This is a genomic window from Kitasatospora sp. NPDC091335 (genome assembly GCF_044757205.1).
Classification (GTDB): Bacteria; Actinomycetota; Actinomycetes; order Streptomycetales; family Streptomycetaceae; genus Kitasatospora.
In genome coordinates this window covers 246,844-271,572 of sequence record NZ_JBIVUM010000006.1, presented here as the reverse complement: position 1 = coordinate 271,572, position 24,729 = coordinate 246,844, and the positions used below count along the sequence as shown (strand labels likewise).

Here is a 24,729-nt window from a genome sequence, read left to right as displayed (position 1 = left end):
CCCGCACCGCCCGCCGGCCGGGGCGGCCGCGGGCCCCCGAAGGCCCGGGATGTTCACAAGTCGTACGAGTGGCCGCCATTTTCTCCGCAAAAGCGTTCTACCCCCGGACGGCTGCCGCTACGCTGGCCCCCCGAAGGGTCCGCCCGGTTCCGAGGTGGCAGCGGGAAGGGTTGCGATGGCGAACAGCACTGCGGGGGCAGCCCGTTGAGCGGCCCGAGACCACTGGGCCTGGGAGCCTTCGACGAGGCGGTCTACCGCACGATGCTGCTCCACCCCGAACTCGACACCGGGGGGATCGCCGGGCTGCTGGAGGCGTCCGTCGAGGACGTCCGCGGCGCGCTCGACCACCTCGCCGACCTCGCCCTCACCCGCCCCACCGGCAGCGCCGACCGGTGGCGGGCGGTCAGCCCCGAACTCGGCATGGCCACCCTGCTGGCCCGTCAGGAGGCCGAGGCCGCCCGGCACCAGCGGGAGATCGAGCGCAGCCGCTCCGCGATGGCCAACCTGATGGCCGACTACGCGAGCGTCAACGCGCCCGCCAACCTGCCCGGCGTCGAACTCGTCGCGGACCTGGAGGAGGTCAGGGACCGGCTCGTCCAGCTCGCCGCCGACGCCGCCGTCGAGGTGCTCTCCTTCGCCCCCGGCGGGCCGCAGCCCCCGCAGGTCATGGAGGCCAGCCGCGCGCTCGACCGGGAGACCCTGGAACGCGGGGTCCGGATGCGCACCGTCTACCAGGACAGCGTGCGCAACGACCCGGCCACCGTGCAGTACGCCCGCTGGCTGTACGGCCTGGGCGGCGCGGTGCGCACCGCGCCCGTGCTGCCGCTGCGGATGATCCTGGTCGACAACGCCACCGCGATCGTCCCGATCGACCCCGAGGACCCGCGCAAGGGCGCGGTCCTGCTGCGCAGCCCAGGCGTGATCGCCGCGCTGCGCGCGCTGTTCGAACAGACCTGGGAGCAGTCGCGCCCGTTCGGGGAGAGCGTCCAGCGCGATCCGCACGGCCTCACCGCCCAGGAGCGCGAGCTGCTGCGCCTGCTCGCCGAGGGCCTCACCGACGAACGCGCCGGGCAGCGGCTGGGCGTCTCGCTGCGGACGGTCCGCCGGATGATGGCCGACCTGATGGTGCGGATGGACGCCCGCAGCCGCTTCCAGGCGGGCATCCACGTCGCCGGCCTGGGCTGGCTCGGCGAGCCCAGCACCCACCGCTGACGGCGGCGGGCGTCCCGGTCGCCGCGCCCGTCCGCTCCGTCCGCCCCGCGGGCGGGGCGCTGGGCTGGGCAAACGGATGTCAGTCGACCGTGATATGTACCTATCGCACGGCCGTCGCGCGGCCATGCGAAAGATGCCGATGACGTTCGAGGGGGCCAGACATGCCGCTGTTCCGACGCCGCTCCGGCGGGGAGGGCGCGCAGGACCGGGCCGGGTGGCGCGGGTTCGGCTTCGGCCGACGGGGCGCCGGATCGCCGGAGGCGGCCGGTGGCGCCGCGCCGCGGCTCGACCCCGCCCACGGGGACGAGTCGGTGCGCCTGGCGCTGAGCCAGGCCGCCGCCGGGGACTGGGCCGCGCTGCGCCCCGCGCTGGCCGCCGCCGAGGACGGCCCCGCGCTGACCTTCCTCGCCGGGGCGATCGCCGACGTGCGCGGGGTCGAGGAGTGGACGGGCCGCGCCCTGGCCGACACCCCCGAGGACCCGTACGCGCTGCTGCTGTCCGGCGCCCGGCACGTCACCTGGGCCTGGGAGGCGCGCTCCCGTGCCCAGGCCAAGCACGTCGGGGAGGAGCAGTGGAAGCTGTTCCACCAGCGCCTCGACGTCGCCGAGGAGCGGCTGCTGGCGGCGGCCGAGCACGAGCCGTCCTGGCTCGCCCCCTGGTACTTCCTCCAGATCAGCGCCCGCGGCGCCTCGCTCGACCCCGAGGTCGCCACCTGCCGCTTCGAGGCGGCCGTCCGCCGGGCACCCGGGCACCCCGACTCGCACCGGCAGCGCCTCCAGCAGCTGTGCGCCAAGTGGGGCGGTTCGCACGAGGAGATGCACGCGTTCGCCCGCTCCGCGATGCTGGCCGCGCCCGAGGGCAGCGAGCTGGGCGAGCTGGTCGCCCTCGCCCACCTGGAGCACTGGCTGGACCTGCCGGACGGCGAGGACCGCGCCCACCTGACCAGCCCCGCCGTGGTGGCCGAACTCCAGGAGGCCGCCTTCCGCTCCGTCCTGCACCCGGACTTCCGCCAGGTGCGCGGCTGGCAGGGCAGCTTCAACACGTTCGCGATGGTCTTCTCGCTGGCCGGCCAGCGCAAGACCGCCCGGCTGCTGTTCGACGCGCTGGACGGGGCCGTCACCGAGTCGCCCTGGCACTACCTCGCGGGGGACCCGGCCAAGACCTTCCGCGCCCACCGCGACCGCTGCGCCGGGTACTGACGCCCGGTCACCCGCCACCGCCAGCCACCGCTGCCACCCACCACCGCCATCCGCCCCGCGATCGAAAGAGCCTCCGGTGTCCCCTACCGACAACCCGACGAGTGCGCACACCTTCCAGGTGGACCTGCGCGGCCTGGTGGACCTGCTCTCCCACCACCTCTACTCCAGCCCGCGGGTCTACCTGCGCGAGCTGCTGCAGAACGCGGTGGACGCGATCTCCGCCCGCCGCGCCCTCGACCCCGGGGCGCCGGCGACGATCACCGTCCGCGCCGACGACGTGCTGTCCGTCACCGACACCGGCATCGGCCTGACCGAGCAGGACGTCCACACCTTCCTCGCCACCATCGGCCGCAGTTCCAAGCGCGACGCCGACGGCCGGCTGGACGGCGCCGGACTGGCCGAGGCCCGCGGCGAGTTCATCGGCCAGTTCGGCATCGGCCTGCTCGCCTGCTTCGTCGTCGCCGACGAGATCACCGTGGTCACCCGCTCCGCCGCCACCCCGGACGCCCCGGCGATCGAGTGGCGCGGCAGCTCCGACGGCAGCTACACCATCCGCACCCTGCCCGCCTCGGCCAAGCCCGAGCCCGGCACCACCGTCACCCTCGCCCCGCGCGCCGACGCCGCCGAGTGGACCAGGCCCGGCCGGGTCCTCACCCTCGCCCGCGACTTCGGCAGCCTGCTGCGCCACGACGTCACCGTGGTCGACGCGAACGGCACCGGGCACCGGGTCAACCGCACCCCGCCGTGGGCCGAGCGCCACGCCTCCCCGCTCGCCCGGCGCGACGCGCTCGCCGAGTACTGCCGCACCGCCTTCGACTTCACCCCGCTCGACACCATCGAGCTGGACCTGCCGCTGGTCGGCCTGCGCGGCGTCGCGTACGTCCTGCCCGACGCCGCCCCGCCCTCGCGCCGGCACGGCCACCGGGTGCACCTCAAGGGCATGCTGCTCTCCGACCAAGCCGACGAACTGCTGCCGGACTGGGCGTTCTTCGTCCGCTGCGTCGTGGACACCGACGGGCTGCGCCCCACCGCCTCCCGCGAGGGCCTGTACGCCGACGAGACGCTGGCCGCCGTCCGCGACGCGCTCGGCGCCAGGATCCGCGACTGGCTGACCGGCCTGTCCGCGAGCGACCCGGCGCTGCTGCACCGCTTCCTGTCCGTCCACCACCTGGCCGTCAAGGAACTCGCCCGGTACGACGACGAGTTGCTGCGGATGATGCTGCCCTGGCTGCCGTTCGAGACCACCGACGGCAACGTCACCCTGGACGAGTTCGCCCGCAGCCACCCGGTGGTGCTGGTGACCCGTACGGTCGAGGAGTTCCGCCAGGTCGCCCCGATCGCCGGAGCGGCCGGGCTCGGCGTCGTCAACGGCGGCTACACCTACGACCGCGACCTGGTGCACCGGCTGCCCGAGATCCGCCCCGGCGTCTCCGTCGCCGACCTCGACCCGGGCACCGTCACCGCACACCTGGACACCGTCGACCCGGCCGCCGAACTGGCCGCGGGCGCGTTCCTGGCGATCGCCCGGGAGGTGGTCGGCCGGTTCGACTGCGACGTCGCGCTGCGCAGCTTCCACCCGACCAACGCGCCCGCCCTGCTGCTCGACAACCGGGAGGCCAGGCACGAGCGCACCCGGGCCCAGCTCGCCGACGAGGCCGACGGCCTGTGGGCGGACATCCTCGGCTCGCTGCGCGCCGAGGTGCCCCGCGCCCAGCTGGTGCTCAACCACCTCAACCCGCTGGTGCGCCGCGCCGCGACCGTCACCGACCGCGAGCTGGCCGTCACCGCCGTCGAGGCGCTGTACGGGCAGGCCGTGCTGATGACCCGCCGCCCGCTCAAGGCCAGCGAGTCCGCCCTGCTCAACCGCTCGTTCATCAGCCTGCTCGACCACGCCATGCTCGGCCACGAGGCGGCGGGCGGCACCGGAGCGGCCCCGGGCGCCGGCACCCGCCGCGACGACGAGAAGGAGGCGTGATGCTGGACACCCCCGACGCGGTGATGGCCGCGCTGCGCGACAACGACGCCCGCCCGTACGGCCGGACCAGGACCGTCACCGCCGAGGAACTCGTCGACGCCGCCGAGCAGTTCGACGACACCCGGGTCCGCTCGATGGCCCTGCTGGAGCTGATGGAGGCCTACGAGTTCGACGGCGAGAGCACCAAGGGCCCGGTCGTCTTCGCCCGCATCCTCAAGCTCTGGGACACCGACCCGGACGGCTTCGGCGAGTGGGCCGCGCACCAGGTGTTCTGGCGCTTCAAGTGGGTCGCCGACTCGCTCCTGGAGACCCCGGACGTCCCGCTCGCGGCGATCAGGCGCTGGCACACCGAGCTGCGCGACCGGTACCGCGCGGCCGGCCACGACCTCCAGCCGTACTACGCCCAGCGCTACCACCTGGCCGTGCACACCGGCACCGGAGTGCAGGACGCCTACGAGCTGTGGGCGGGGCGCCCGCGCTCCGAACTGAGCGACTGCCACGCCTGCGAGACCCGCGCCCGCGCCCGGCACTTCATCGCCGCCGGGGACGACGCCAGGGCGCTGGAACTGCTCGCCCCGGTGCTCGACGGCCGCAGCGGCTGCGAGCAGGAGCCCCAGCTCAGCCAGGCCAACGCGCTGCTCGCGCAGCTGCGCCTGGGCCTGCTGGACGAGGCCCGCTCCGGCCACCTGACCGGCTACCGCCAGGCCCGCGGCAAGGCCTCGATGCTGGACGCCGTCGGCCTGCACATCGAGTTCTGCGCGCTCTCCGGAAACGAGCCGCGCGGCCTGGAACTGCTCGCCGAGAACCGCGACCTGTTCGCGGTCACCGGTTCGCCGGGCTCCCGGCTGGAGTTCCTGACCGGTGTCGAGGTGCTGCTCGCCCGGCTCGCCGGAGCCGGCCACGGCGGCCTCGCCGTCACCGGCCCGCCCGGCACCGTCTGGACGGTGGACCCCCTGCTCGCCCACGTGCGTGCCGAGGCCGACGCGCTGGCCGCCCGCTTCGACGCCCGCAACGGCACCGACGCGGTCGGCGCCGGGCGGCGCGCCCGGCTGGCCGTCGGGCCGCTGACGGCCGAGCCGCTGGCCCTGGGCGTGCGGGCCGCCGCCGCGCCCGGGCTGTCCGCCGTCCCGGCCGCCGTGCCCGCGCCGCGCCGGGAGGCCGAGCCGGAGCCGGAGGACTTCACCGCGCTGGTGCTCAGGGCCCGCGAGCTGGAGTTGCTCGGCCACCCGGACTCCGACCGGCTGTGGAGGCGGGTCGCCGAGCGGGCCGGGGCCGCGGACTTCGTCCATCCGCGGAGCGACGAACTGGGCGGCCCGGAGCGGCTGCGTGCCGAACTCGCCGAGCAGCGCGCCCACGAGGCCCTCCACCGTGACGCGACCGCCGAGGGCAGGGCCGGGCTGCTGGCCGCCGCCGAGCTGTTCGAGCAGGTGGGGATGGACGGGGCGGCGCTGATGTGCCGTACCCGGACGCTGATCGTGGACCTGGACGAGACCGTCGAGACCGGCGAGGCCGGCGAGGCCGTCGAGACCGGGGAGGGCGGGTCCGGCGCCCGGCAGGTCGACTGGCCGGCGCTCGACGCGGCGCTGGTCCGGGCCGGGGAGCTGCGGGCCGGCGGCGCGATCACCGACGACGACTACCTGATCGTCCTGCAGTGCCGCGCCTACGCCGCCCACCACGACCTGGTCGGGGCGCTGCCCGAGCCGCCCGCCGAGGTGGCCGGGCGCTTCGGGACGACGGTCGAGGCCTACCGGCGGGCCGCCGTGGAGCTGGGCTCCGAGCGCCGGGCCGCCGCCGCCCGGCAGTACACCGCCGATGTCGCCGCCCGGGAGGGCAGGCAGGCCGAGGCGGAGGCCGAACTCCGCGAGGTGCTGGCCCGGCTGGACGAGGCCGGGCTGCCCTGGCACACCCCGCGGGTACTCGGCCTGCTCGGTCAGGTGCTGTTGCAGAGCGACGAGCCCGGCCAGGCGGCCGAGGTGTTCCACCGGGCGCTGGCCGAGGCCGTGCGCTGGGGCGACGACTCCTACCCGTACGCGCCGACGTACCTGATGCTCGGCCACTCCTGTCTCCGGACGGGCGACCTCGGCGGTGCGGTCCGCGCGCTGTCGGAGGCGGCCGCGCGCTACGACCGGCAGGGCGCCGAGGCGGTCGAGGACGCCGCCCGGGTGCGCCTGCAACTGGCCGACGTGCTGCGGGACACCGGCCGGGCGGCGGACGCGGTGGCCGTACTGGAGTCGGTGCTGCTGGACGCCTCGGCGGACCGGCTGGACGTCCGGATGGCCGCCCAGGCCCGGCTGGACCTCGCGCGCGGCCTGTCCGACCTGGAGGAGTACCGGGACGCCGCCGAGGAGTACCTGCGGCTGGCCGACCAGGTGGCCGGCTGGGAGGACCAGGAGACCCACACCATGGTCGCCTGCGAGGCCGCTCTGGCACTCGCCAGGGCCGACCGCTGGGACGCCGCCGAGGCCGCGCTGGCCCGGGCCCGCACGGCGCACGGCCGGGCCCCGCAGGTGGACCAGCTGGCCGCCACCCTGCGGGAGCTGGCCCGGCTGACGATGCGGGAGGAGGGTGAGGAGGGGCTGACCGCCTCGCTCGCCCTGCTGGCCGAGGCGGACGCGGTCGGCGAGGCGGCCGAGGCGCGCGGCGAGGAGTACAACTCCTGGCACCTGCGCGGCGGTTCGCACTACGAGCGGGCGCGCTCGCTGGCCGTCGCCGAGCGCTACGAGGAGGCGCTGGCCGAGGTCGAGCTGGCCATCCCCGCGTACGGGGCGGGTGGCGGGCGGGCCGAGTCGCCGCGGGCGGAGTCGGTCCGGCTGGCCGCGCTGATCGAGGGCGGCGACCTCGGGCGCACCGACGCGGCGGTGGCCAGGCTGACCGCCGGCATCGCGCGCTGCGAGGCGGCCGGGCTGCCGGAGGCGGCGGAGGTGCTGGCGGAGCTGCGGGAGCGGTTCGCCGGGGAGTGAGCCCGGGCGGCCGCCACCGTCGGTGAAGGCGGGGCCGGGGTTCACCTGGCCGCCGCCCTCACCGGGGAGTCCCGTCAGCAGGGGCCGTCGTCGGTCCAGACACCCCACTGGCCGCTCGCGCTCGGCACCTCGTTCAGCGTCCACCACTTGGCGTGGTAGCCGTGCCCGTTGTACGAGACCTTGGCGCCGCCGCTGTACGTGGTGCCCGCGTTCCACGCCGGGGCGGTGCAGGTGCCGGGGGTGGGCACCTTGGTGGTCGGGGTGCCCGGGCTGTCCGGGCCGGTCGGCGAGGAGCTCGGGGTGGTGGGCGGGGTCGCCCCGGCGAACTTCACCGTGAACTTGGTGAAGTCCCAGTCGTTCTGCGCCACGCTGGAGCAGGAGCCGGACAGCCCCGGGTCCACCGGGCCCTGGCACTGGCGGTCCCGGTTGACGGACCAGTAGGTGTACCGGGCCAGGCCGTGGGCGGTGGCGAAGTCCAGCACGGCCTGGAAGTCGGCCTGGCGGAAGTACTCGGCGGCGTCGGTGCGGCCGTTCATCAGCGACACGCCCTCGTGGGCGTACGCGGTGGCCTCGCTCCAGCCGAAGGTCGTCTGCAGGATCCCGTTGAACTTCACCAGCGCGTCGGTCTGCGCCGCCGCGCCGTTGAAGCCGCCGTCGAACGGCATGATCGAGTAGTTGTCCGGCGTGAAGCCCTGCGACTTGGCCTCGTTGAGCATCTGGGTGCCGAACCAGCCGGTGCCCGCGTTGGTGCCGGCGGTGGTGATCGAGACGTACAGCCCGGGATTGTTCTGCTGGAGGATCCGCGCCGCGCCGATCTCGTTGTGGATCGCCGCGGTGTTCTCGTACTCCGGCTCCTCCAGGTCGAAGTCGATCGCCTTGAGGCCGTACTTGGTGATCACCTTCTGGTACCCGGCGGCGGTCGCCTCGGGGGTGCCGCAGACCTGGCCGAGCTTGGTGCCGCCGTACCCGCCGACCGACACCGAGACGTCCCCGCCCTTGCCGCGGACGGTCTGGATGACGCCCGGCATGGTGGTGTCGGTGTCGATCGAGGAGGTGCCGCCCCAGGCGGGCGAACAGCTGTTGCCCTGGGCCAGGATGAACGCCAGCTGGAAGGCCTTCTGGCCGGTGGCGTCCATCACGGCGGCGGCGTCCGGCGGGCTGTTGTCCTCGGGCATCAGGTAGGGCGCCGAGGCGTACCAGTTGCTGCCGAGCCCTCCGGCGGCGGTGCCACGGGTGGTGTCCGCGGCGGCGGAGCCGGTGGCGGCCAGGGCGGCGACGCCGCCGACGAGCAGTCCGAGCACGCCCGCCACGGCGAGCGCGGCCCGCCGGGAACGGCGGCCGCGCGGGGCGGGCGGGGTGCGGTGTGGGGGAAGAGCGCGTTCCATCGGAGGCCTTTCCAGGAAACGGCGGTGGGGAGCGGCCTGGTCGCGCCGGGTGTGGGGGCGGCGTGACGGCCGAACGGGCCCTCGGTGCCGGGGAGTTGCCGAAGGTGCTCACTGGTATAGACCTGTCGGGAATGACGGTCAACCCCAAAGAGGTCAAGCTCCCTCGTCTCCGGGCGGCCGGGTCCCGGAGTCGACGGGTGGCCGGGGAGAACACGAACCGCGTGGACGGGCAGGCGCGCGCCCGCGCCCGACAGCCGGCAGGTCTGCGTCGTGGCAGGTCAGGCCCCGAGGGCGGCACCCGCCCCGGCACCCTCCCCGCTCCCCGCGCCCATGTCCGCCAGCAGCCCGCTGACCGCCGGGGACCACGGGCGGCCGGTCGGGCCGGTGAGCGTCAGCGTCCGGTGGACGGCGGGACGGATCGGGACCAGCACACAGTCGGCCGGAGCATGGTGAGCGCCAGCGCGGGCATCACCGAGACCCTGCTGACGATCGGCGTGATCGGCACCGGCCTGGCGTACCTGCTCAACCTGGCACTGGTCCGCGGCGCCGGAACGGCGGTGGCCTCCGCCGTCACGTACGTGATGCCGCTCTGGTCGACGGCGCTCGGCGCGGCCCTCCTGCACGAGCCGGTGGGCTGGAACGCCCTGGTCGGCGGCGCGCTGGTGATCGCGGCCGTCGCGCTGACCAGGCCGCGCCGGGCCGGGGCCGGGGCCTGCGAGGCGGCCTCCGAGGGGGCCGCGGGCGAGGCCCCGAAGGGTCGTCAGCCCGTCGGTTAGGGTGGACCGGGTGAACGAGGGGAGCAGCACGGGGCAGCGGCAGCCGGCCTCCGCGCGCGAGGCGCTGCGGGCGCACCCGCTGCGCTTCCCGTTCACCCGCTGGGCGCCGCGCTGCTGGGCGTACCTGCTCGGCGGCGCGCTGTTCGGGCCGGTGCTGCTGGTGGTCCTCGCGGTGCTGCTGGTGCTCGGGCTGGGCCTGTCGGTGGTCGGTGTCGGACTGCCGGTGCTGCTGGCCCTGGTGCTCGCGGGCATCCCCGCCGCCGGGGTGGCCCGGTGGCGGCTGCGGCTGGTCGACCCGCTCCCGCTGCCCGACCCGCACCGCGGCCTGCCGGGGGCGGGCCGCCGCGCCCGCGTCCGCACCCGGCTTCGCGAGCGGGCCACCTGGCGCGAACTCGGCCACGCCGTGCTGACCTCGACCGTCCTGGCCGCCGCCTCGCTCGGCTTCACCGCGCTGCTGGTGCTCTCCGGCGCGTACGTGCTCTCCCCGCTGGTGGTCTGGGCGCTCGCCCCGGAGACGGTGATGCTGATCCCCGGGCGCGCCGTCCCCGGCCCGCTCGCCGCCCTGCCGTTCACCGCCGCCGGGCTGGCCGGTCTGCTGTTCTGCGCGTACGCCGGGGCGCTGCTGGTCGGCGCCGAGGTCGCGCTGGCCCGCTTCCTGCTCGGGCCCAGGGAGGACGACCTCGGCCGCCGGGTGCTCGAACTCACCCGCTCCCGCGCCCGGTTGGCCGACGCCTTCGAGGCCGAGCGGCGCCGGATCGAGCGCGACCTGCACGACGGCGCCCAGCAGCAGCTGGTCGTGCTCAGCATGACCCTCGGGCTCGCCGAGTACGAGCTGCGCGACCAGGAGGGCCGGGCCGCCGAGCTCGTCACCCGGGCGCGCGGCGAGGCCGGGCGGGCCCTGGAGCAGCTGCGTGAACTGGTGCGCGGCATCCACCCGCAGGTGCTGACCGACCACGGGCTCGCCGCCGCCGTCGACGAGGTCGCGCAGCGCCACCCGATCCCGGTGGCCACCGACTTCGACCTCCCGGAGCGGCTGCCCGCACCCGTGGAGACCACCGCCTACTTCACCGTCACCGAGGCGCTGACCAACGCCGCCAAGCACAGCGGCGCCACCGCGATCACCGTCCACGGGCGGGTCGCGGGCGGCCGGCTGGTCGTCCGGGTGACCGACGACGGCCGCGGCGGGGCGGACCCGGCCGCCGGGACCGGGCTGGCGGGACTCGCCGACCGGGTGGCACTGCTGAGAGGACGACTGATGGTGACGAGCCCGACGGGCGGCCCGACGACGCTGCGGCTGGAGGTCCCGTGCTCCGGGTCGTGATCGCCGAGGACGCGGTGCTGCTGCGCGCCGGACTGGTCGAACTCCTCACCCTCGGCGGCCACCGGGTGACCGCCGCCGTCGGCGACGCCGGGGCGCTGATCGCGGCCGTCGACGCCGACCGGCCGGACATCGTGGTCACCGACGTCCGGATGCCCCCCGACCACACCGACGAGGGCCTGCGCGCCGCCCTCGCCCTGCGCGAGCGCCACGCGGGGCTGCCCGTCCTGGTCCTCTCCCAGTACGTGGCCACCCCGTACGCCACCCGGCTGCTCGCCGCCGCCGGCGCCCAGTCGGCCGGCCTGGGCTACCTGTTGAAGGACCGGGTCGGCGACGTCGCGGACTTCCTGGACGGGCTGCGGCGGGTCGCCGCCGGGGACACGGTGATCGACCCCGAGGTGGTCAGGGTGCTGCTGCGCGGTCAGTCCGCGGACCGCCCGCTGGGCCGCCTCACCCCGCGCGAGCGCGAGGTGCTCGGACTGATGGCCGAGGGCCTCAACAACCAGGCCGTGGCGGGCCGGTTGAGCATCACCGAGGCCTCGGTGGTGAAGCACTGCGGGAACATCTTCATGAAGCTGGACCTGGACCCGACCGAGGGCAACCGGCGGGTGCTCGCCGTGCTGGCGCACCTGCGGGGGGAGTGAGCCCGCGGCCGGGCGGGGCGGCAACCGATCCACTTGTCACGGTGGTTGTGGTGCCGGAACGATGGCGTCATGGCGAGGACACGGGAACCGCAGAGCGCAATCGTCAACCGACTGCTGAAGGGTGAGGCCACCAGGGACGACAGCACGACCGCCCAGACGAACTTCCTGCTGTGGCTGCGGCAGGAGTGGGGCGGGGACGGGGACCAGGCGCTGGCGGCCTGCGCGGACCGGCTGGCCGAGGCCGGGGGCGAGGAGTGGCGGGCACTGTCGGAGCGCGATCTGTCCGCCCACGTCTGGCTGTTCAGCTTCTCCTGCCCGAGCCGGGACGACCTGGCGGGCCAGGCGCGGAACTGGGTGGCGGCGGTCCTGGCCAACGGCGGGGCGCCCGCGATCGCACGGCTGGTCAGGCACCTGCGCGGGCAGCCGGAGTGACCGGTGCGGCTGGCTCCGGCAGGGGCACGCCCGGGTCGAGCAGGTCGGTGAGCCGCCGCGCCGAGGCCTCCCAGGTCCAGTGCTCCTCCGCCCAGCGCCGCCCCGCCGCGCCCATCCGGGCGCGCTCGGCGGGCGGGGCGAGCAGGATGCGGGTCAGGGCCGCGGCCACCTCGGCGGGGGCGCGGCCGTCGACGACCGTGCCGGTGACGCCGTCGAGGACGGTGTCCGGGGCGCCGCCGGAGCGGCCGGCCACCACCGGGAGGCCCGCTGCGGCCGCCTCCAGGAAGACGATGCCGAGACCCTCGGCCTCCAGACCGAGCCGCCGGGTGCGGCAGGGCATCGCGAAGACGTCCGCCCCGGCGTAGTGGACGGCCGTCCCGGCGTGGTCGAGGCCGCCGGTGAACACCACGCTGCCCGGCTCGGCGGACCGGCGGGCCAGGCCCCGCAGCCGGTCCTCGTCCGGGCCCCGGCCGACCAGCACCAGGGTGGTCCCCGGCACGGCCCGGCGGATCGCGGGCAGGGCGCGGATCAGCACGTCCTGGCCCTTGCGCGGGACCAGCCGCGCCACGCACAGGACCACCGGTGCGGCGGACGGCGCCCCGGTGGGGGCGGGGTCCCCGCCGCCGGCCGGCCGGAAGAGCGCCGGGTCGACGCCGGGTACCAGCCGCGCCAGCCTGGCGCCGGGCCCCAGCGCGGGTGCGATCCTGGCGCGGGTGTACTCGCCGAGAAAGGTGACCACGTCCGTACCGCGCCCGATCCGGCGCAGCAGGCCGCGGGCGCCGGGGGTGCGGGCCCACCAGATCTCGTGGCCGTGCGTGGTGGCGACGGTGCGCCGGATGCCCGGCGCCAGCCGCCGCAGACCGGGCGCCATCGCGGCGAGCGGCGCGGCGGCGCCGAACCAGACCCGGTCGCAGCCGTGCGCGCGGGCTATTCCGGCGGCCCTGCGGGTGGCGCGCGGGGTGGGCAGCAGGGTGCGGGAGCGGTCGCGGATCACCGGGTAGGGGAGAGCGGCATCGTGGCGCTCGGCGCCGGGCTCGGCCGAGGTGTAGACCACGACGTCGTCGCCGGGGACGCGGTCGGCCATGGCCCGGACGAAGGTTTCGATGCCGCCCTGACGCGGCGGGAAGTCGTTGGTGACGACGAGGGTGGTGCCCATGGCAGGCCTTTCGGAGCGGTGAGGGAGCGGGAGAGCAGGACGAGGACGAGCGGCAGCGCGAGGTAGCCGAACCGTCCGGCGGGCGCCAGCAGGAAGGCCGCCGCCAGCCCGAGGGCCAGCCGGTGCGCCGCGGCGGCCGCGGTGCGGGGCGGGCGGGTGAGCAGCGAGGCCCCGACGGCGAGCCCGGCGAGCAGCAGCAGGGCGACGGCGGCGTACCAGCCGGCCGGGCCGAGGCCGGCGAGCAGCCGTCCGGGCAGCGGGCTGGCGGCCGGGGTCGGCAGCGGGCCGCGCCCGGTGGGGAAGGCGAACACCTGCTCCACCAGCGGCCCCGGTGCCCGCAGCGCCACCGGCAGCACCGCGAGAGTCGCCGCCCCCACCGCGACGGCCGTCCCGCGCAGTGCCGCGCGCCGTCCGGCGCCGACCGCGAGCAGGGCGGCGAGCACGGCGAGCGCGGGCCAGGCCGTCCACTTCATCGCGCAGGCGGCGGCCAGTGCCGACCCGGCCGCCACCGGCCGCCGTTCGGCGGCGCGGACCAGGGCGAGCCAGAGGAGTCCGGTGAGCGGCAGGTCCACCCCGCTGACGCAGAGCGGCAGCGCCACCACCGGTGAGACGGTGAGCGCGGCGGCGCCGAGCCTGCGCCCGGCGGGGACCGTCCGCAGCACGCAGACCAGGAACACCGCCGCGCACCAGAGCCGGGCGTCGCCGAGCGGCGAGGAGCCGAGCAGCGCCCTGGGCAGACCGAGCAGGGCCAGCCCGGGCAGGTAGGGGGAGTACTGGGCGACGGTCTGCGGGTCGGCCAGGTACGGCGTGCCGGTGTGCAGCAGCAGCGACCCGGAACGCTCGATCACCCCGACCTCGCTCTGCCCCCGCCCGTCCAGGACCAGGACGAGCAGCGGCACCAGCACCGCCCCGACGGCCGCGACGGCCACCGACACCTCGCGCCCGCGCCGCCGCGGCACCACCACGGCGAGCGCCGCCGCCAGGTACCCGACGGCCGCGCAGAGCCCCCAACTCCGGTGCGGCCCGAGCCCGGACACCACCGGAAACGCCCCCGCCCATCCCGCCGCCACCAGCCACCCGCCGCACCACCAGTACGTCCGCTTCGTCACCCCTCCATTGCATCGGCGCAGCTCAGCGGGGTCATCACGGCCAGGTCGAGTCCTGTGGTCGGGTTTCCCCCACCACCGGCCCGCCCACGACACCCCGGGTGCCCGCGCTGACGTTCGGTGGCCGTCGGGCTACTGATGGTCCGTGCCCGGCCGCTATCCTCGGCGTGTGCGGAGGTCGTGGGGTGCGGCGGTGGAGCGGGCGCAGGACCGGCTGGCGGCGGGGCCGCGGCTGCGGGCGGTCGGGCCGGGGGAGGAACGGCGGTTCGCGCTCTGGGACTTGGCGTCCCTGGTGGAGGGCGAGCTGGGCGAGCGGGTGGACCCGGACGGGCTGGCGCCGCGGGCGGAGCGCGGGTGGCGGGAGCGGCTGGGGGAGAGCGGGCGGGAGTGGCCGGGCGGAGAGCTGTACCGCCGGCGCTACTGGATCCTGGACGGTGCCGACACCGACACCGACACCGACACCGGCGCCGACGCCAGTGCGGACGCGGTCGTGGGCACCGTCGCGGTGGACAACTGGACCAAGGGCCCGAGCCAACTGGCCGTCTCCTCCCTCTACGTGACCCCGGCCGCGCGCGGGCGCGGGCTCGCGGCTTCCGCGCTGGACGAGGTGTACGCGGCGGCCACCGCCGAGGGCCTGCCGGGGTTCCGGCTGGAGGCGCACTGGGCCTGGCAGCCGGCGGTCCGCTACTACCTGCGCCGGGGCCTGTGGGTGGTGGGCTGGAAGCGCTCGCTGTCCTTCGCCCGGATGCCCCGACTCCCCGTGCACCGGGTGCGGGAGGAGGACGGGCGGCTGCTCCTGCTGGTCGCCGACCGGCTGCGCGGCTGGGTGCCGATACTGGCCGCCGGGCAGGAGGGCCGCTGGCTGCGGCTGGACGAGACGGCGGACTACCGGGGCTGCGACGGCTGGGTGCACGAGTACGCCCGCTCCACGCTGGCCCTCTGCCTGGCGCTGGCCGGACGGCCGCTGGTGCGCGGCCCGCAGTGGTGGGCGGAGGCGTGGCGCTGGTCGGACGCCGGGGAGCCGGAGGGCCTGGCCCGTCGGATCGAGGAGTTCGAGCGGGTGGCCAGGGCGGCGGGCCGTCCGGTGGTGAGCCCGTACCGCCCGGTGCCGCTGCCGGAGCCCGCCCCGCCGCCGTCCCCGCAGCTGGCAGACTCGGGGGATGGCTGAGATCGAGATCGACGGCGCCCCCGCCGACCCGGCGCGGCTGGCCGCCCTGGGGCTGCTCAACTACGGGCACTTCACCACGCTGCGCGCCGAGGCGGGCCGGGTGCGCGGCCTGTCGCTGCACCTGGACCGGCTGGTCAGGGACTGCCGGGTGCTGTTCGGTACCGCCCTGGACCGGGCGGCGGTGCGCGAGCGGATCGGCGCGGTACTGCCCGCCGACGGCGCGCCGGTGATCGTCCGGGTCACGGTGTACGACCCGGCGCTCGGCCTGGAGCGCCCCGCCGCCCCCGCCGCGCCCGCCCTGCTGGTGACCACCCGCCCGGCCGCGACGGCCGCACCCGCCCCGCTGCGGGTGCGCACCACGGCGTACCGGCGGGAGCTGCCCGAGGTGAAGCACGTCGGCCTGTTCGGCCTGGTCCACCAGCGCAGGCTGGCCCAACTCGCGGGCTACGACGACGTGTTGCTGGTCGACGACGCCGGCCTGGTGGTCGAGGGCGCGACCTGGAACGTCGGCTTCCTGGCCGAGGACAAGCTGGTCTGGCCGGAGGGCCCGAGCCTGCCCGGCGTCACCGAGGCGCTGCTGTCCGCCGCGTACCGGGGGCCGCAGTCCCGCGAACGGCTGCCCGCGGCCGGGCTGGACCGCTTCACCGCCGCGTTCGCGGTGAACGCGGGCGTCGGGGTGCGCCCGCTGGCGGCCGTCGACGGTACGGCCTTCGACCCCGCGCACCCGGCGCTCGCCGGGCTGCGGGCCGCCTACCTGGGGGTCTCCGCCGAGGAGGTGGGGGGATAACCCCACCACCGGTCCGCCGGTGACCTGCATGGTTCGCGCGTCCCGTCCTCCCTAGGTTGGAGGACGTTGACGACGAGCGACGCAGAACCGAAGGAAGGCCCCTCCATGGCACGCCGCCAAGACCGCCGCAGGACCGACGAGCGCGGGACGGACCCGTACGCCGGAGCCCCGTACGGCCCTGACGGGTACGGCCACGGCACCTCCTCCTCCACCGGCTTCCCCTCCACGGGCACCCCGCACCAGGCCCCCGCGATCGAGCTGCGCGGGGTGCGCCGCACCTACGGGCGCGGCGAGGCGACGGTGCAGGCACTGCGCGGCGTCGACCTGGCGCTCGCCCACGGCAGCTTCACCGCCGTGATGGGCCCGTCCGGTTCCGGCAAGTCCACCTTCCTCCAGTGCGCGGCGGGCCTGGACCGCCCGGACCAGGGGCAGGTCCGGCTCGGCGGCGAGGACATCTCCACACTGAGCGAGGACCGGCTCACCAAGCTGCGCCGCAGCCGGATCGGCTTCGTCTTCCAGTCCTTCAACCTGCTGCCCTCGCTGAGCGTCGAGCAGAACGTGCTGCTCCCGCAGCGCCTCGCCGGGGAGCGCCAGGACCGCGCCAGGGCACGGGAACTGCTCGCCCGGGTCGGCCTGGGCGAGCACGCCAGGCGGCGTCCCGGCCAGCTGTCCGGCGGCCAGCAGCAGCGGGTGGCGATCGCCCGCGCGCTGATCACCCGCCCGGACGTGGTGTTCGCCGACGAGCCGACCGGCGCGCTGGACACCCGCACCGCGCACGAGGTGCTGGGCCTGCTGCGGCAGGCCGTGGACTCGATGGGCGCGACCGTGGTGATGGTGACCCACGACCCGGTGGCGGCCTCCTTCGCCGACCGGGTGCTGTTCCTGGCCGGCGGCGCGATCGTGGACGACCTGCCGCACCCGAGCCCGCAGGCCGTCGCGGACCGGATGGTCGCGCTCACCGCCCGCCCGGTGGGAGTGGCGGCGTGACGAACGGACTCGCGCGCGCCTCGGTGCGCTTCCGCCCCGCGTCCTTCGTGGGCACCCTGGTCGCCCTGCTGCTGGGCGCCGCCGTGGTGGTGGCCTGCGGCACGCTGCTCCAGACCGGCCTGACCGCGAGCCTGGAGACCGACCGCTACGCCGCCGCCCCGGTGGTGGTCGCGGCCGACCAGGCGGTGAAGATCGAGCGCAAGGTCGGCGAGGGCACCGAGACCCAGGAGCAGGCCACCCCGGAGCGGGCCCGGACGGACGCCGCACTGGTCGGCCGGCTGACCGCCCTGCCCGGCGTCGCGGCCGCCCGCCCCGACACCGCCTTCCCGCTGCCCGCCGCCGGCCAGGCGCCGGCCATGACCGGCCGGGGCTTCGCCGCGCTCGGCATCGCCGGTCCCGGCGACACACTGGTCGAGGGCCGCGCGCCCGGCGCGAACGAGGTGGTGCTGGACGCCGGCACGGCGCGCGCCGCCCACCTGGCGCCCGGCGCGAGCCTCGCGCTCACCGCACCCGGCGGCACCGCGACCTACCGGGTCTCCGGTCTGGCCGCCGCCCAGCAGGCCGGCCCCACCGCCTGGTTCGCCGACGCCACGGCCGACCGCCTCTCCGGCCACCCCGGCCGGATCGACGCCATCGCCGTACAGCCCCGCGAGGGCGTGCCCACGGCCCAGCTCGCCGCCCAGGTCCGCCAGGCCGTCGGCGGCGACGCCAGGACCTTCACCGGGGACGACCGGGGTTCCGTCGAGCACCCCGCCCTCGGCGGCGCCCGCAGCATGCTGATGGCCCTCGGCGGCACCTTCGGCGGCTACGCCACCATGACCGCGGTCTTCGTGGTGATGAGCACCGTCGCCCTCGCCACCGGCCAGCGGGCCCGCGAGTTCGCCCTGCTGCGCGCCGTCGGCGCCACCCCGCGCCAGATCCGCCGCACCATCGCCACCGAGGCGATGCTGGTCGCGCCGCTCGCCGCGGCGCTCGGCATCCTGCCCGGACTGGCCCTCGCCCACTGGTGGTTCGGCCAGCTGGTCGACCGCGGCGCCGTCCCCGCGGACGTCCGCCTCGACGTCGGTCCGGTCCCGATGCTCGCCGCCGTCCTCGTCTGCACCCTCGCCGCGCTGACCGCCGGCTTCCTGGCCGCCCGCCGGCCGTCCCGGATGCGCGCCGCCCAGGCGCTCGGCGAGGCCGCCGTCGAGGCGCCCCGCCCCGGCAGGGTGCGCACCGTCCTCGGCCTGCTCTTCGCCGTCGGCGGCACCGTGGCCGCCGGCCTCGCCAACGCCCTCGACGGCACCAAGGCCGCCCAGACCGCGCTCGGCGTGGTGATGTGCTTCATGATGGCCGTCGCCCTGCTCGGCCCCTGGCTGGCCGGGATCGCCGCGGTGGTGCTCGGCGCCCCGCTGCGGGCCGGCGGCGCGTCCGGCTCGCTGGCCGCCGACAACACCCGCGCCAACGCCCGCAGGCTGGCCTCGGCGATCACCCCGATCGTCCTGGTCACCGCCTTCTGCGGCACCCTGCTGATCCTCCAGAGCACCGTGAGCCACACCACCGGCGAGAACGTCAGGGCCGGCGTCACCGCCGACCACGTGATCGGCGCCACCGGCCCCGGCCTGCCGGCCGGGACCGCCGGGAAGGCCGCCGGGGTGCCCGGTGTGGCAGCCGCCGTCGGCGTGCTGCGCACCGGAGTGGTCTACGAGAACGGCGGCATGCTGGGCTCCGCCCCCGTGCTCGCCGTGGACGGCGACCCGGCCCGGCTGCCGAAGGTGCTCGACCTGGGCGTGCGCAGCGGTGCGCTCGCCGATCTCGGCCGCGCCCCCGACACCATCGCGCTGAGCGCCACCCTGGCCGACTCGCTCGGCGCGAAGGTCGGCGACCGGGTGCCGCTCTGGCTCGGCGACGGCACCGCCGCGCGGCCCGCCGTGGTCGCGGTGTACGACCGCGGGCTCGGCGTCGGCCAGGCCCTGCTGCCGCGGGCCGCGGTGGCCGCGCACGTCACCGCCGGGTACGACAGCCAGGTGCTGGTCGCCACCACGCCGGGCGCCGACCGTACGGCGGTGGCCGCCGGGCTGGGCGCGCTGCCCGGCGCCGCGGTGACCGACCGGGCCGGTTTCGTCGCCCAGTCCGACAAGGATCTGGAGCTCAGCGGCTGGGCCAACACCGTGATGGCGGCCGTGCTCGGCGGGTTCGCCGCCGTCAGCGCCGCCAACACCCTGGTGATGACGGTGCTGGACCGGCGCCGCGAGGTCGCGCTGCTGCGGCTGGCCGGCACCACCCGGCGCCAGGTGCGCGGCATGGTGCGCTGGGAGGCGCTGCTGGTGGCCGCGACCGGGCTCGCGGTCGGCGCCGCGATCGCCGCGCTCACGCTGGTGCCGGTCGCCAGGGGCGTGGCCAACTCCGCCCCGTACGTCCCGCCGACGCTCGTCCTGCCGCTGGCCGCCGGAGCCGTGCTGCTCTGCCTCGGGGCGACCGGGCTGCCGGCCCGGGCCCTGCTGCGGACCCGGCCGGCGGCGCTGGGCGCGGCACGGCAGTAGCGGGCCGGGGGTGGAGGGCCGCCCGGTTCACCCGGACGGCGGAGTGCGGGAGGGCGTGCGGTGCGCCCTCCCGCACTCCTGTCCTAGCGTCGCCGGAAAGGACCCGCGACCCGCCGACGCCCGGAGCCGCCGCATGACCACCCCCGCCGAACGCCGCCGGCACGGCCGGGCCGCCCGGGAGCGGGTCTCCCGCTCCGCCCACGGCCGGTGGATCCCCGCGGCCGACCGGCCCGACCCGCTCGGCGTGCTGGAGCGGCAGGGCGAGGACCGGGTCGCCGGGCTGCTGCCGATCCGCCACGGGCGGATGGCGGACAGCCCGTTCGCCTACCTGCGCGGCGCCGCCGCCGTCCTGGCGGCCGACCTCGGCGCCCTGCCGAACACCGGCCTCACCGTCCAGCTCTGCGGCGACGCCCACCTGTTGAACTTCGGCGTGTACGCCTCGCCGGAGCGCGCGCTGCTCTTCGACGTCAACGACTTCGACGAGACCTTCCCCGGCCCCTTCGAGTGGGACGTCAAGCGGCTCGCCGCCAGCGTCGCCGTCGCCGCCAGGGACAACGGCCAGGACGAGCGGCAGGCGCGCAGGGCCGCGCTCGCCGCCGTCCAGGGGTACGCGGGCGCGATGCGGAAGCTGGCCGGCAGGGGCGAACTCGACGTCTGGTACGCCCGGGTGGACACCGCCGACCTGCCGGCGCTGCTGCGCAGGCCGAGGCAGCGCGAGCGGGCCGAGGCCGAGTTCGCGCACGCCCGGCGCCGCACCAGCCTCCAGGCCTTCGGCAAGCTCACCGAGGAACGGGACGGGCGGCGCCGGATCGTCAGCGAGCCGCCGCTGATCGAGCCGCTGAAGCGGACCGAACTGCGCGGCGTGGGCAAGGTGTTCAGCGACTACCGGTCGACCCTCGCGGAGGACCGCAGGGTCCTGCTGGACCGCTACCGCTTCGTGGACGCGGCGACCAAGGTGGTCGGTGTGGGCAGCGTCGGCACCCGCTGCTACATCGTGCTGCTGGAGGGCCAGGGCGGCCGCGACCCGCTGTTCCTCCAGCTCAAGGAGGCCGGCCGGTCGGTGCTGGAGGAACACCTGCCGCCGCTGCGGCCGGAGGCCGAGGTCACCGTCCACCACGGCGGCCGCCGGGTGGTCACCGGACAGCACCTGATGCAGGCCGCCAGCGACATCTTCCTCGGCTGGACCACGGGCCCCGCCGGGCGCCACTTCTACGGCCGCCAACTGCGTGACATGAAGGGCTCCACGGACATCTCCGACTTCCGGCCCGCCGGGCTGCGGGCCTACGCCGACCTCTGCGGCCGCACCCTCGCCCGCGCCCACGCCCGCACCGGCGACCGCCTGGCCATCGCCGGCTACCTCGGCGGCGCGGACACCTTCGCCGAGGCCGTCGCCGACTTCGCGCTGCGCTACGCGGACCGGACGGCGGCCGACCACGGCCGGCTGGTGGCGGCGGTCGCGGACGGGCGGGTGGCGGCGACGCGGGGGGTGTGAACCGGGGCCCACCGCGCCCGGCCCCGTACCCCCCGTTTCTTCCCGTACCGCCACCCGTGGCTCAGCCGACCCGCGGCCGCACCGTCGCCACCAGCAGCGCCGCCGCGACCAGCAGCCCGCCGGCGTAGAACGGCCCGAGGTCGCCGGCCGCCGTGCCGAGGGTGGCGGCGGCGAGCAACGGCCCCGCGGTGGCGCCGAGGTTGAGCGCGGCGGTCGCGTAGGCCCCCGCCAGAGTGGGGGCACCCGTCGCCTCGTACAGCACCCGGGTGATCAGCGTGCCGCCGACCGCGAAGGACACCGCACCCAGCAGGAACACCAGCGGCAGCAGCGCGGCCGGTACGCCCGCCAGGACGGCCAGGGCGGGCCAGCCCGCCAGCAGCAGCGGGCCGCCGACGGCGAGGACCAGGCCAGGGCGGCGGTCCGCGAGCCGCCCGGCGACGGTGACTCCGGCGAACGACCCGGTCCCGAACAGCACCAGCGCCACCGGTACCCACAGCTCACCGAGCCCGGCGGGGCCGGTCACCACGGGGGCGAGGAAGGTGAAGCCGCCGAAGGTCGCCGCGTTCACCAGCGCGGCGAGCAGCATCGCGCGGAGCAGGCCGGGGCGGCGCAGCTCGGCGACCTCCGCGCGCAGCGCCGGGGCGGGGCGCCCGCCGGCCGAAGTGGCGACGGGCGGAAGGCCCTTGGCGATGCCGGCGGCGGCGGGCAGGCAGAGCAGCGCGACGGCCCAGAACGCGGCGCGCCACCCGAACAGCGCGCCCAGCACCGCCCCGCCGGGGACACCGGCGACCGTCGCCACCGTCGTCCCGGACAGCAGCACGGCGAGTGCCCGCCCCTTGCGGTCCGCCGGGACGAGGGCGGCGGCGGTGGTCAGGGCCACCGCCAGGAACCCGGCGTTGGCGAGCGCGGCGACCACCCTGGTGGCGAGCAGCACCGGGAAGTTCCCGGTGAGGGCCCCGGCGGCATGGGCCGCCGCGAAGACCAGGACGAACCCGAGCAGGCTGCCGCGCCCCGGCCGGTTGCGGGCGAGCGCGGCCGTCAGCGGCGCGCCGACGGCCATCCCGACCGCGAAGGCCGAGGTCAGCCCGCCGGCCGTACCGACGGTGACGCCGAGGTCGGCGGCGAGGCCGGGCAGCAGCCCGGCGAGCATGAACTCCGAGGTGCCCATGGCGAACACGGCCAGGGCGAGCAGATACAGCGGAAGGGGCATCGAGAGGCTCCGAGGAGGCGGTGGGAACGAGGACAGGACGTCTCGTCACCGCACGCTCAGCCCCCGGGCGGCGCGGGCGCGGCGCTCGCCCGGACCTCGGTGGTTCGGGGTCTCCGGGTTTCAGGGGGCTGACGGCGCGTGACCGAAAGCCCCCACCCTGGATGCCTCAGGGCTCGACATGCCCCGCAGGCTACCCGACCGTCCGCCGCCGGAGCATCCGGTTTTCCGGTGGCCCCGGAGCCCGTCGCGCCGGAGCGGGGCCTCCCGGATTCGTCCGGAGGAGCGGGCCGTCTAGGGTGCCCCGCAAGGGGGTTCGATGAATCGTGTGAGAATCGGCGGGATCCTGGCCGCCACCGCGCTGCTGCCGCTGACCGTGGTCAACCGCGGTCAGTCGGAGCGGGAGAGCAACACCTTCCAGGTCGGCCTGGAGACCGGGACGGGCCCCTCGGCCCGCCGCTGGTCGGTCCTGACGGTCCAGCAGCAGATCCCGGGAGATGGGGAGTTCGTCTCGGCGCGGTGGTCCGACGCCGACCACATCCGGATCACCACCGACGCGGGCTACCGCGTCTACACCGTCGACCCCGACAGCGGAGAGCCGGCCCTCGCCGAGAGCTCCGGCAGGGTGCGGCCCGCCTGGCGCCTGCGGTCGGTCCCGAAGCGGCACCGAGGCCCGCGCACTCACCGGAGTGCGTGGGCCCCTTCCGTTTACCGACTCCCTTGGGACAGATGGGGCCTGTGGTGCTCCTGAGGTTTCCGAGCGAGCAAAATCGGTCAATGCTTGTTCGTTTTTGACTCGTATCGGAAATTTTCAAACGGAGGCGCGGATTCCATGGCCGGACTGTGTAGATTTCCGATCGGTCCAGGTGGCCAAGTGACTCACCTGGCAACGAAGTTGATTCCACTGGAGAGCGGGCTTGTCCTCAGGGGCCCCGCGGGACCGCAGGGGAGGGTCTCCATGCCTGAGATCGACCTCGGCGTGGCGTCGGACGTGAAGAGCGGCGACGCCAACGGCCGCGTCAAGCTGACGCAGAACCGGGTCTACGACAGCTCACCCAAGAGGGACGTGCTGGTCAGCGGCCCGCAGAGCATCGAGCTGTCGATCAACACCAACCTGGAAGTGGACCACGCGAAGAACAAGTTCTACTTCACGACCCACTGGGGCGGCACGAAGAAGTTCGTCGCGATCCTGGACTCGGAGGGCAACCTGTACCTGGCGGGCGGCGTGACCCAGGAGCAGTGGGGCGGCCTGAAGTTCTAGGCGGGTGCGCCGCCCCGCGGCCCGGAGGCCCGCGCGCTCCGCGGAGCGTGCGGGCCTCCGCCGTTGCGGCCGTTGCGGCCGTTCGTCACCGGGTGCACCGGGCCTGAACTGCGCGATCGGCCGCCGGGATTGTCAGTGGTACGTGCAAGGGTGGCCCCATGCTGGCGATCGCGGTGCAGAGGAACGAGACGCGGCACCTGAGGGTGACCGCGGACGAACTGGCGGGGATGGTCCGGCGCATCGGCGCGCCGGACGACCGCTTCCTGGTCGTGGAGCGGATACCGGACCTGCCCGACGTGTACGTCCAGGTGTGGCACGCCGACGGCGAGGACTACACCCTGGAGCACCGCGACGGTTCGGGCGAGCGGCACTTCGAGGTGAGCCTGTCCGATCCCGAGCGGGTGGCCGAGGTCATGACGGGCTGGGCGCGCGGCGCGGTGGGCTGGGACGACGGCCTCGACTGGCAGCCGCTCGACCTGGGCCCGGCACCGGAGGCGGTGCCGGCGCTCGACCTGGACGCGGGCGAGCGCCGGGACGTGGAGGAGCGGCTGCGGCTGACTCTGGCCTGCGGCTACACCGACCGCGCCCGGCTCGCCGAACAGGCCGAGGAGCACCTGGTCTCCGGTGACCGCCGCCCGCTCTCGCGCCCCCAGGCCGAGCAACTCGCCGACCGGCTCTGGCTGGAGCGCGTCGGCGAGCAGACCGGCTGGGTCGGCGAGACCGATCCGGAGCGCCTCACCAGGGCCTTCGCCGCCCTGGAGGCCGCCGGCATCACGGCCCGGGAGGACTTCTCCTGCTGCCGCTCCTGCGGCGAGGCCGAGATCGGCGCCGCCGGAGCCTCCGGCGCCCGCGGCTTCGTCTACTTCCACTCCCAGTCCACCGAGTCCGCCGCCCTCGGCCGGGGCCTGTCCCTGCTGTACGGCGGCTTCGACGGCTCCCCGGAGACGACCGTCGCCGTCGGGCACGAGGTGGTCGCCGCCCTGGCGGCGGCCGGCCTGCCGACGGTCTGGAACGGTGCCCCGTCCCAGGCGATCAAGATACGCCCGCTGCTGTGGCGCCGCCGCCTCGGCGGGTGAGGGAGGCCTCCGGCGGACGGGCGGTCAGGTCCGGCGCGCCCAGCGCCAGTAGTCGGTGAGGCCGAG

Annotated in this window: 21 protein-coding genes; 16 read left to right on the top strand and 5 right to left on the bottom strand. The window is 76.1% G+C overall.

Going from position 1 to position 24,729, the window contains the following annotated elements; all coding sequences use genetic code 11:
• Positions 1 to 204: 204 nt before the first annotated feature.
• From ACIQOW_RS16845 to ACIQOW_RS16830, 4 genes are all read left to right on the top strand, one after another.
• The gene (locus ACIQOW_RS16845; protein ID WP_401085100.1) at positions 205 to 1,212 is read left to right on the top strand and encodes a LuxR C-terminal-related transcriptional regulator; all 1,008 of its coding nucleotides are present in this window, start codon (positions 205 to 207) and stop codon (positions 1,210 to 1,212) included.
• 161 nt (positions 1,213 to 1,373) lie between these two features.
• Complete coding sequence (locus ACIQOW_RS16840; RefSeq protein ID WP_401085097.1) at positions 1,374 to 2,411, top strand: hypothetical protein; 1,038 nt, start codon at positions 1,374 to 1,376, stop codon at positions 2,409 to 2,411.
• A 76-nt stretch (positions 2,412 to 2,487) separates the two neighbouring features.
• Positions 2,488 to 4,386: an HSP90 family protein gene (locus ACIQOW_RS16835; RefSeq protein WP_401085094.1), complete on the top strand. Its 1,899-nt coding sequence runs from the start codon at positions 2,488 to 2,490 to the stop codon at positions 4,384 to 4,386.
• Positions 4,386 to 7,346, top strand: a complete 2,961-nt coding sequence (locus ACIQOW_RS16830) for a hypothetical protein (RefSeq protein WP_401085091.1) — start codon at positions 4,386 to 4,388, stop codon at positions 7,344 to 7,346. Before ACIQOW_RS16835 ends, ACIQOW_RS16830 begins: the two co-directional genes overlap by 1 nt.
• 74 nt (positions 7,347 to 7,420) lie before the next feature.
• On the opposite strand, the gene ACIQOW_RS16825 is transcribed toward ACIQOW_RS16830, so the two are convergent.
• Entirely contained in the window at positions 7,421 to 8,731 is a 1,311-nt protein-coding gene (locus ACIQOW_RS16825) for a chitinase (protein ID WP_401085088.1), read from the bottom strand.
• A 278-nt stretch (positions 8,732 to 9,009) separates the two neighbouring features.
• Positions 9,010 to 9,162, bottom strand: a complete 153-nt coding sequence (locus ACIQOW_RS16820) for a hypothetical protein (protein WP_401085086.1) — start codon at positions 9,160 to 9,162, stop codon at positions 9,010 to 9,012.
• A 15-nt stretch (positions 9,163 to 9,177) separates the two neighbouring features.
• Here ACIQOW_RS16820 and ACIQOW_RS16815 point away from each other — a divergent pair, with 15 nt between their 5' ends.
• From ACIQOW_RS16815 to ACIQOW_RS16800, 4 genes are all read left to right on the top strand, one after another.
• Positions 9,178 to 9,507, top strand: a complete 330-nt coding sequence (locus ACIQOW_RS16815; protein WP_401085083.1) for an EamA family transporter — start codon at positions 9,178 to 9,180, stop codon at positions 9,505 to 9,507.
• Between the two features lie 10 nt (positions 9,508 to 9,517).
• Positions 9,518 to 10,828, top strand: coding sequence for a sensor histidine kinase (locus tag ACIQOW_RS16810; protein ID WP_401085080.1), 1,311 nt, complete (start codon positions 9,518 to 9,520; stop codon positions 10,826 to 10,828).
• Positions 10,813 to 11,469 (top strand): response regulator, encoded by a 657-nt coding sequence (locus tag ACIQOW_RS16805; RefSeq protein WP_401085078.1) that lies wholly within the window; start codon positions 10,813 to 10,815, stop codon positions 11,467 to 11,469. Before ACIQOW_RS16810 ends, ACIQOW_RS16805 begins: the two co-directional genes overlap by 16 nt.
• Before the next feature lie 69 nt (positions 11,470 to 11,538).
• Positions 11,539 to 11,901, top strand: a complete 363-nt coding sequence (locus ACIQOW_RS16800) for a hypothetical protein (RefSeq protein WP_401085075.1) — start codon at positions 11,539 to 11,541, stop codon at positions 11,899 to 11,901.
• Here the strand turns inward: ACIQOW_RS16800 and ACIQOW_RS16795 are convergent.
• Together ACIQOW_RS16795 and ACIQOW_RS16790 are read right to left on the bottom strand one after the other, a co-directional pair.
• Positions 11,873 to 12,985 (bottom strand): glycosyltransferase family 4 protein, encoded by a 1,113-nt coding sequence (locus ACIQOW_RS16795; RefSeq protein ID WP_401085072.1) that lies wholly within the window; start codon positions 12,983 to 12,985, stop codon positions 11,873 to 11,875. The genes ACIQOW_RS16800 and ACIQOW_RS16795 overlap by 29 nt on opposite strands.
• On the bottom strand, positions 12,892 to 14,166 hold the full coding sequence (locus ACIQOW_RS16790; protein WP_401085069.1) for a hypothetical protein: 1,275 nt from the start codon (positions 14,164 to 14,166) through the stop codon (positions 12,892 to 12,894). Before ACIQOW_RS16790 ends, ACIQOW_RS16795 begins: the two co-directional genes overlap by 94 nt.
• Positions 14,167 to 14,332: 166 nt before the next feature.
• Between ACIQOW_RS16790 and ACIQOW_RS16785 the strand changes: the two genes are divergently transcribed.
• The 5 genes from ACIQOW_RS16785 (at position 14,333) to ACIQOW_RS16765 (ending at position 21,119) form a co-directional block, all read left to right on the top strand.
• Positions 14,333 to 15,331, top strand: a complete 999-nt coding sequence (locus tag ACIQOW_RS16785; protein WP_401085066.1) for a GNAT family N-acetyltransferase — start codon at positions 14,333 to 14,335, stop codon at positions 15,329 to 15,331.
• A complete protein-coding gene (locus ACIQOW_RS16780; RefSeq protein ID WP_401085064.1) occupies positions 15,324 to 16,118 on the top strand; it encodes an aminotransferase class IV in 795 nt (264 codons plus the stop codon). The genes ACIQOW_RS16785 and ACIQOW_RS16780 overlap by 8 nt, the downstream gene beginning before the upstream one ends.
• 105 nt (positions 16,119 to 16,223) lie before the next feature.
• Positions 16,224 to 17,105, top strand: a complete 882-nt coding sequence (locus ACIQOW_RS16775) for an ABC transporter ATP-binding protein (protein ID WP_401085061.1) — start codon at positions 16,224 to 16,226, stop codon at positions 17,103 to 17,105.
• Complete coding sequence (locus ACIQOW_RS16770; protein WP_401085058.1) at positions 17,102 to 19,627, top strand: FtsX-like permease family protein; 2,526 nt, start codon at positions 17,102 to 17,104, stop codon at positions 19,625 to 19,627. Before ACIQOW_RS16775 ends, ACIQOW_RS16770 begins: the two co-directional genes overlap by 4 nt.
• A gap of 133 nt (positions 19,628 to 19,760) precedes the next feature.
• A complete protein-coding gene (locus tag ACIQOW_RS16765) occupies positions 19,761 to 21,119 on the top strand; it encodes a DUF2252 domain-containing protein (protein WP_401085056.1) in 1,359 nt (452 codons plus the stop codon).
• A 61-nt stretch (positions 21,120 to 21,180) separates the two neighbouring features.
• On the opposite strand, the gene ACIQOW_RS16760 is transcribed toward ACIQOW_RS16765, so the two are convergent.
• Positions 21,181 to 22,329: a Cmx/CmrA family chloramphenicol efflux MFS transporter gene (locus ACIQOW_RS16760; protein WP_401085053.1), complete on the bottom strand. Its 1,149-nt coding sequence runs from the start codon at positions 22,327 to 22,329 to the stop codon at positions 21,181 to 21,183.
• A 316-nt stretch (positions 22,330 to 22,645) separates the two neighbouring features.
• Here ACIQOW_RS16760 and ACIQOW_RS16755 point away from each other — a divergent pair, with 316 nt between their 5' ends.
• From ACIQOW_RS16755 to ACIQOW_RS16745, 3 genes are all read left to right on the top strand, one after another.
• On the top strand, positions 22,646 to 23,077 hold the full coding sequence (locus tag ACIQOW_RS16755) for a hypothetical protein (RefSeq protein ID WP_401085050.1): 432 nt from the start codon (positions 22,646 to 22,648) through the stop codon (positions 23,075 to 23,077).
• A gap of 207 nt (positions 23,078 to 23,284) precedes the next feature.
• Positions 23,285 to 23,587 carry a DUF6342 family protein gene (locus ACIQOW_RS16750; RefSeq protein ID WP_401085047.1) on the top strand — a complete coding sequence of 101 codons (303 nt, stop codon included), beginning with the start codon at positions 23,285 to 23,287 and terminating at the stop codon, positions 23,585 to 23,587.
• A 158-nt stretch (positions 23,588 to 23,745) separates the two neighbouring features.
• The gene (locus ACIQOW_RS16745; RefSeq protein ID WP_401085045.1) at positions 23,746 to 24,663 is read left to right on the top strand and encodes a DUF6891 domain-containing protein; all 918 of its coding nucleotides are present in this window, start codon (positions 23,746 to 23,748) and stop codon (positions 24,661 to 24,663) included.
• The last annotated feature ends 66 nt before the right edge of the window (positions 24,664 to 24,729 follow it).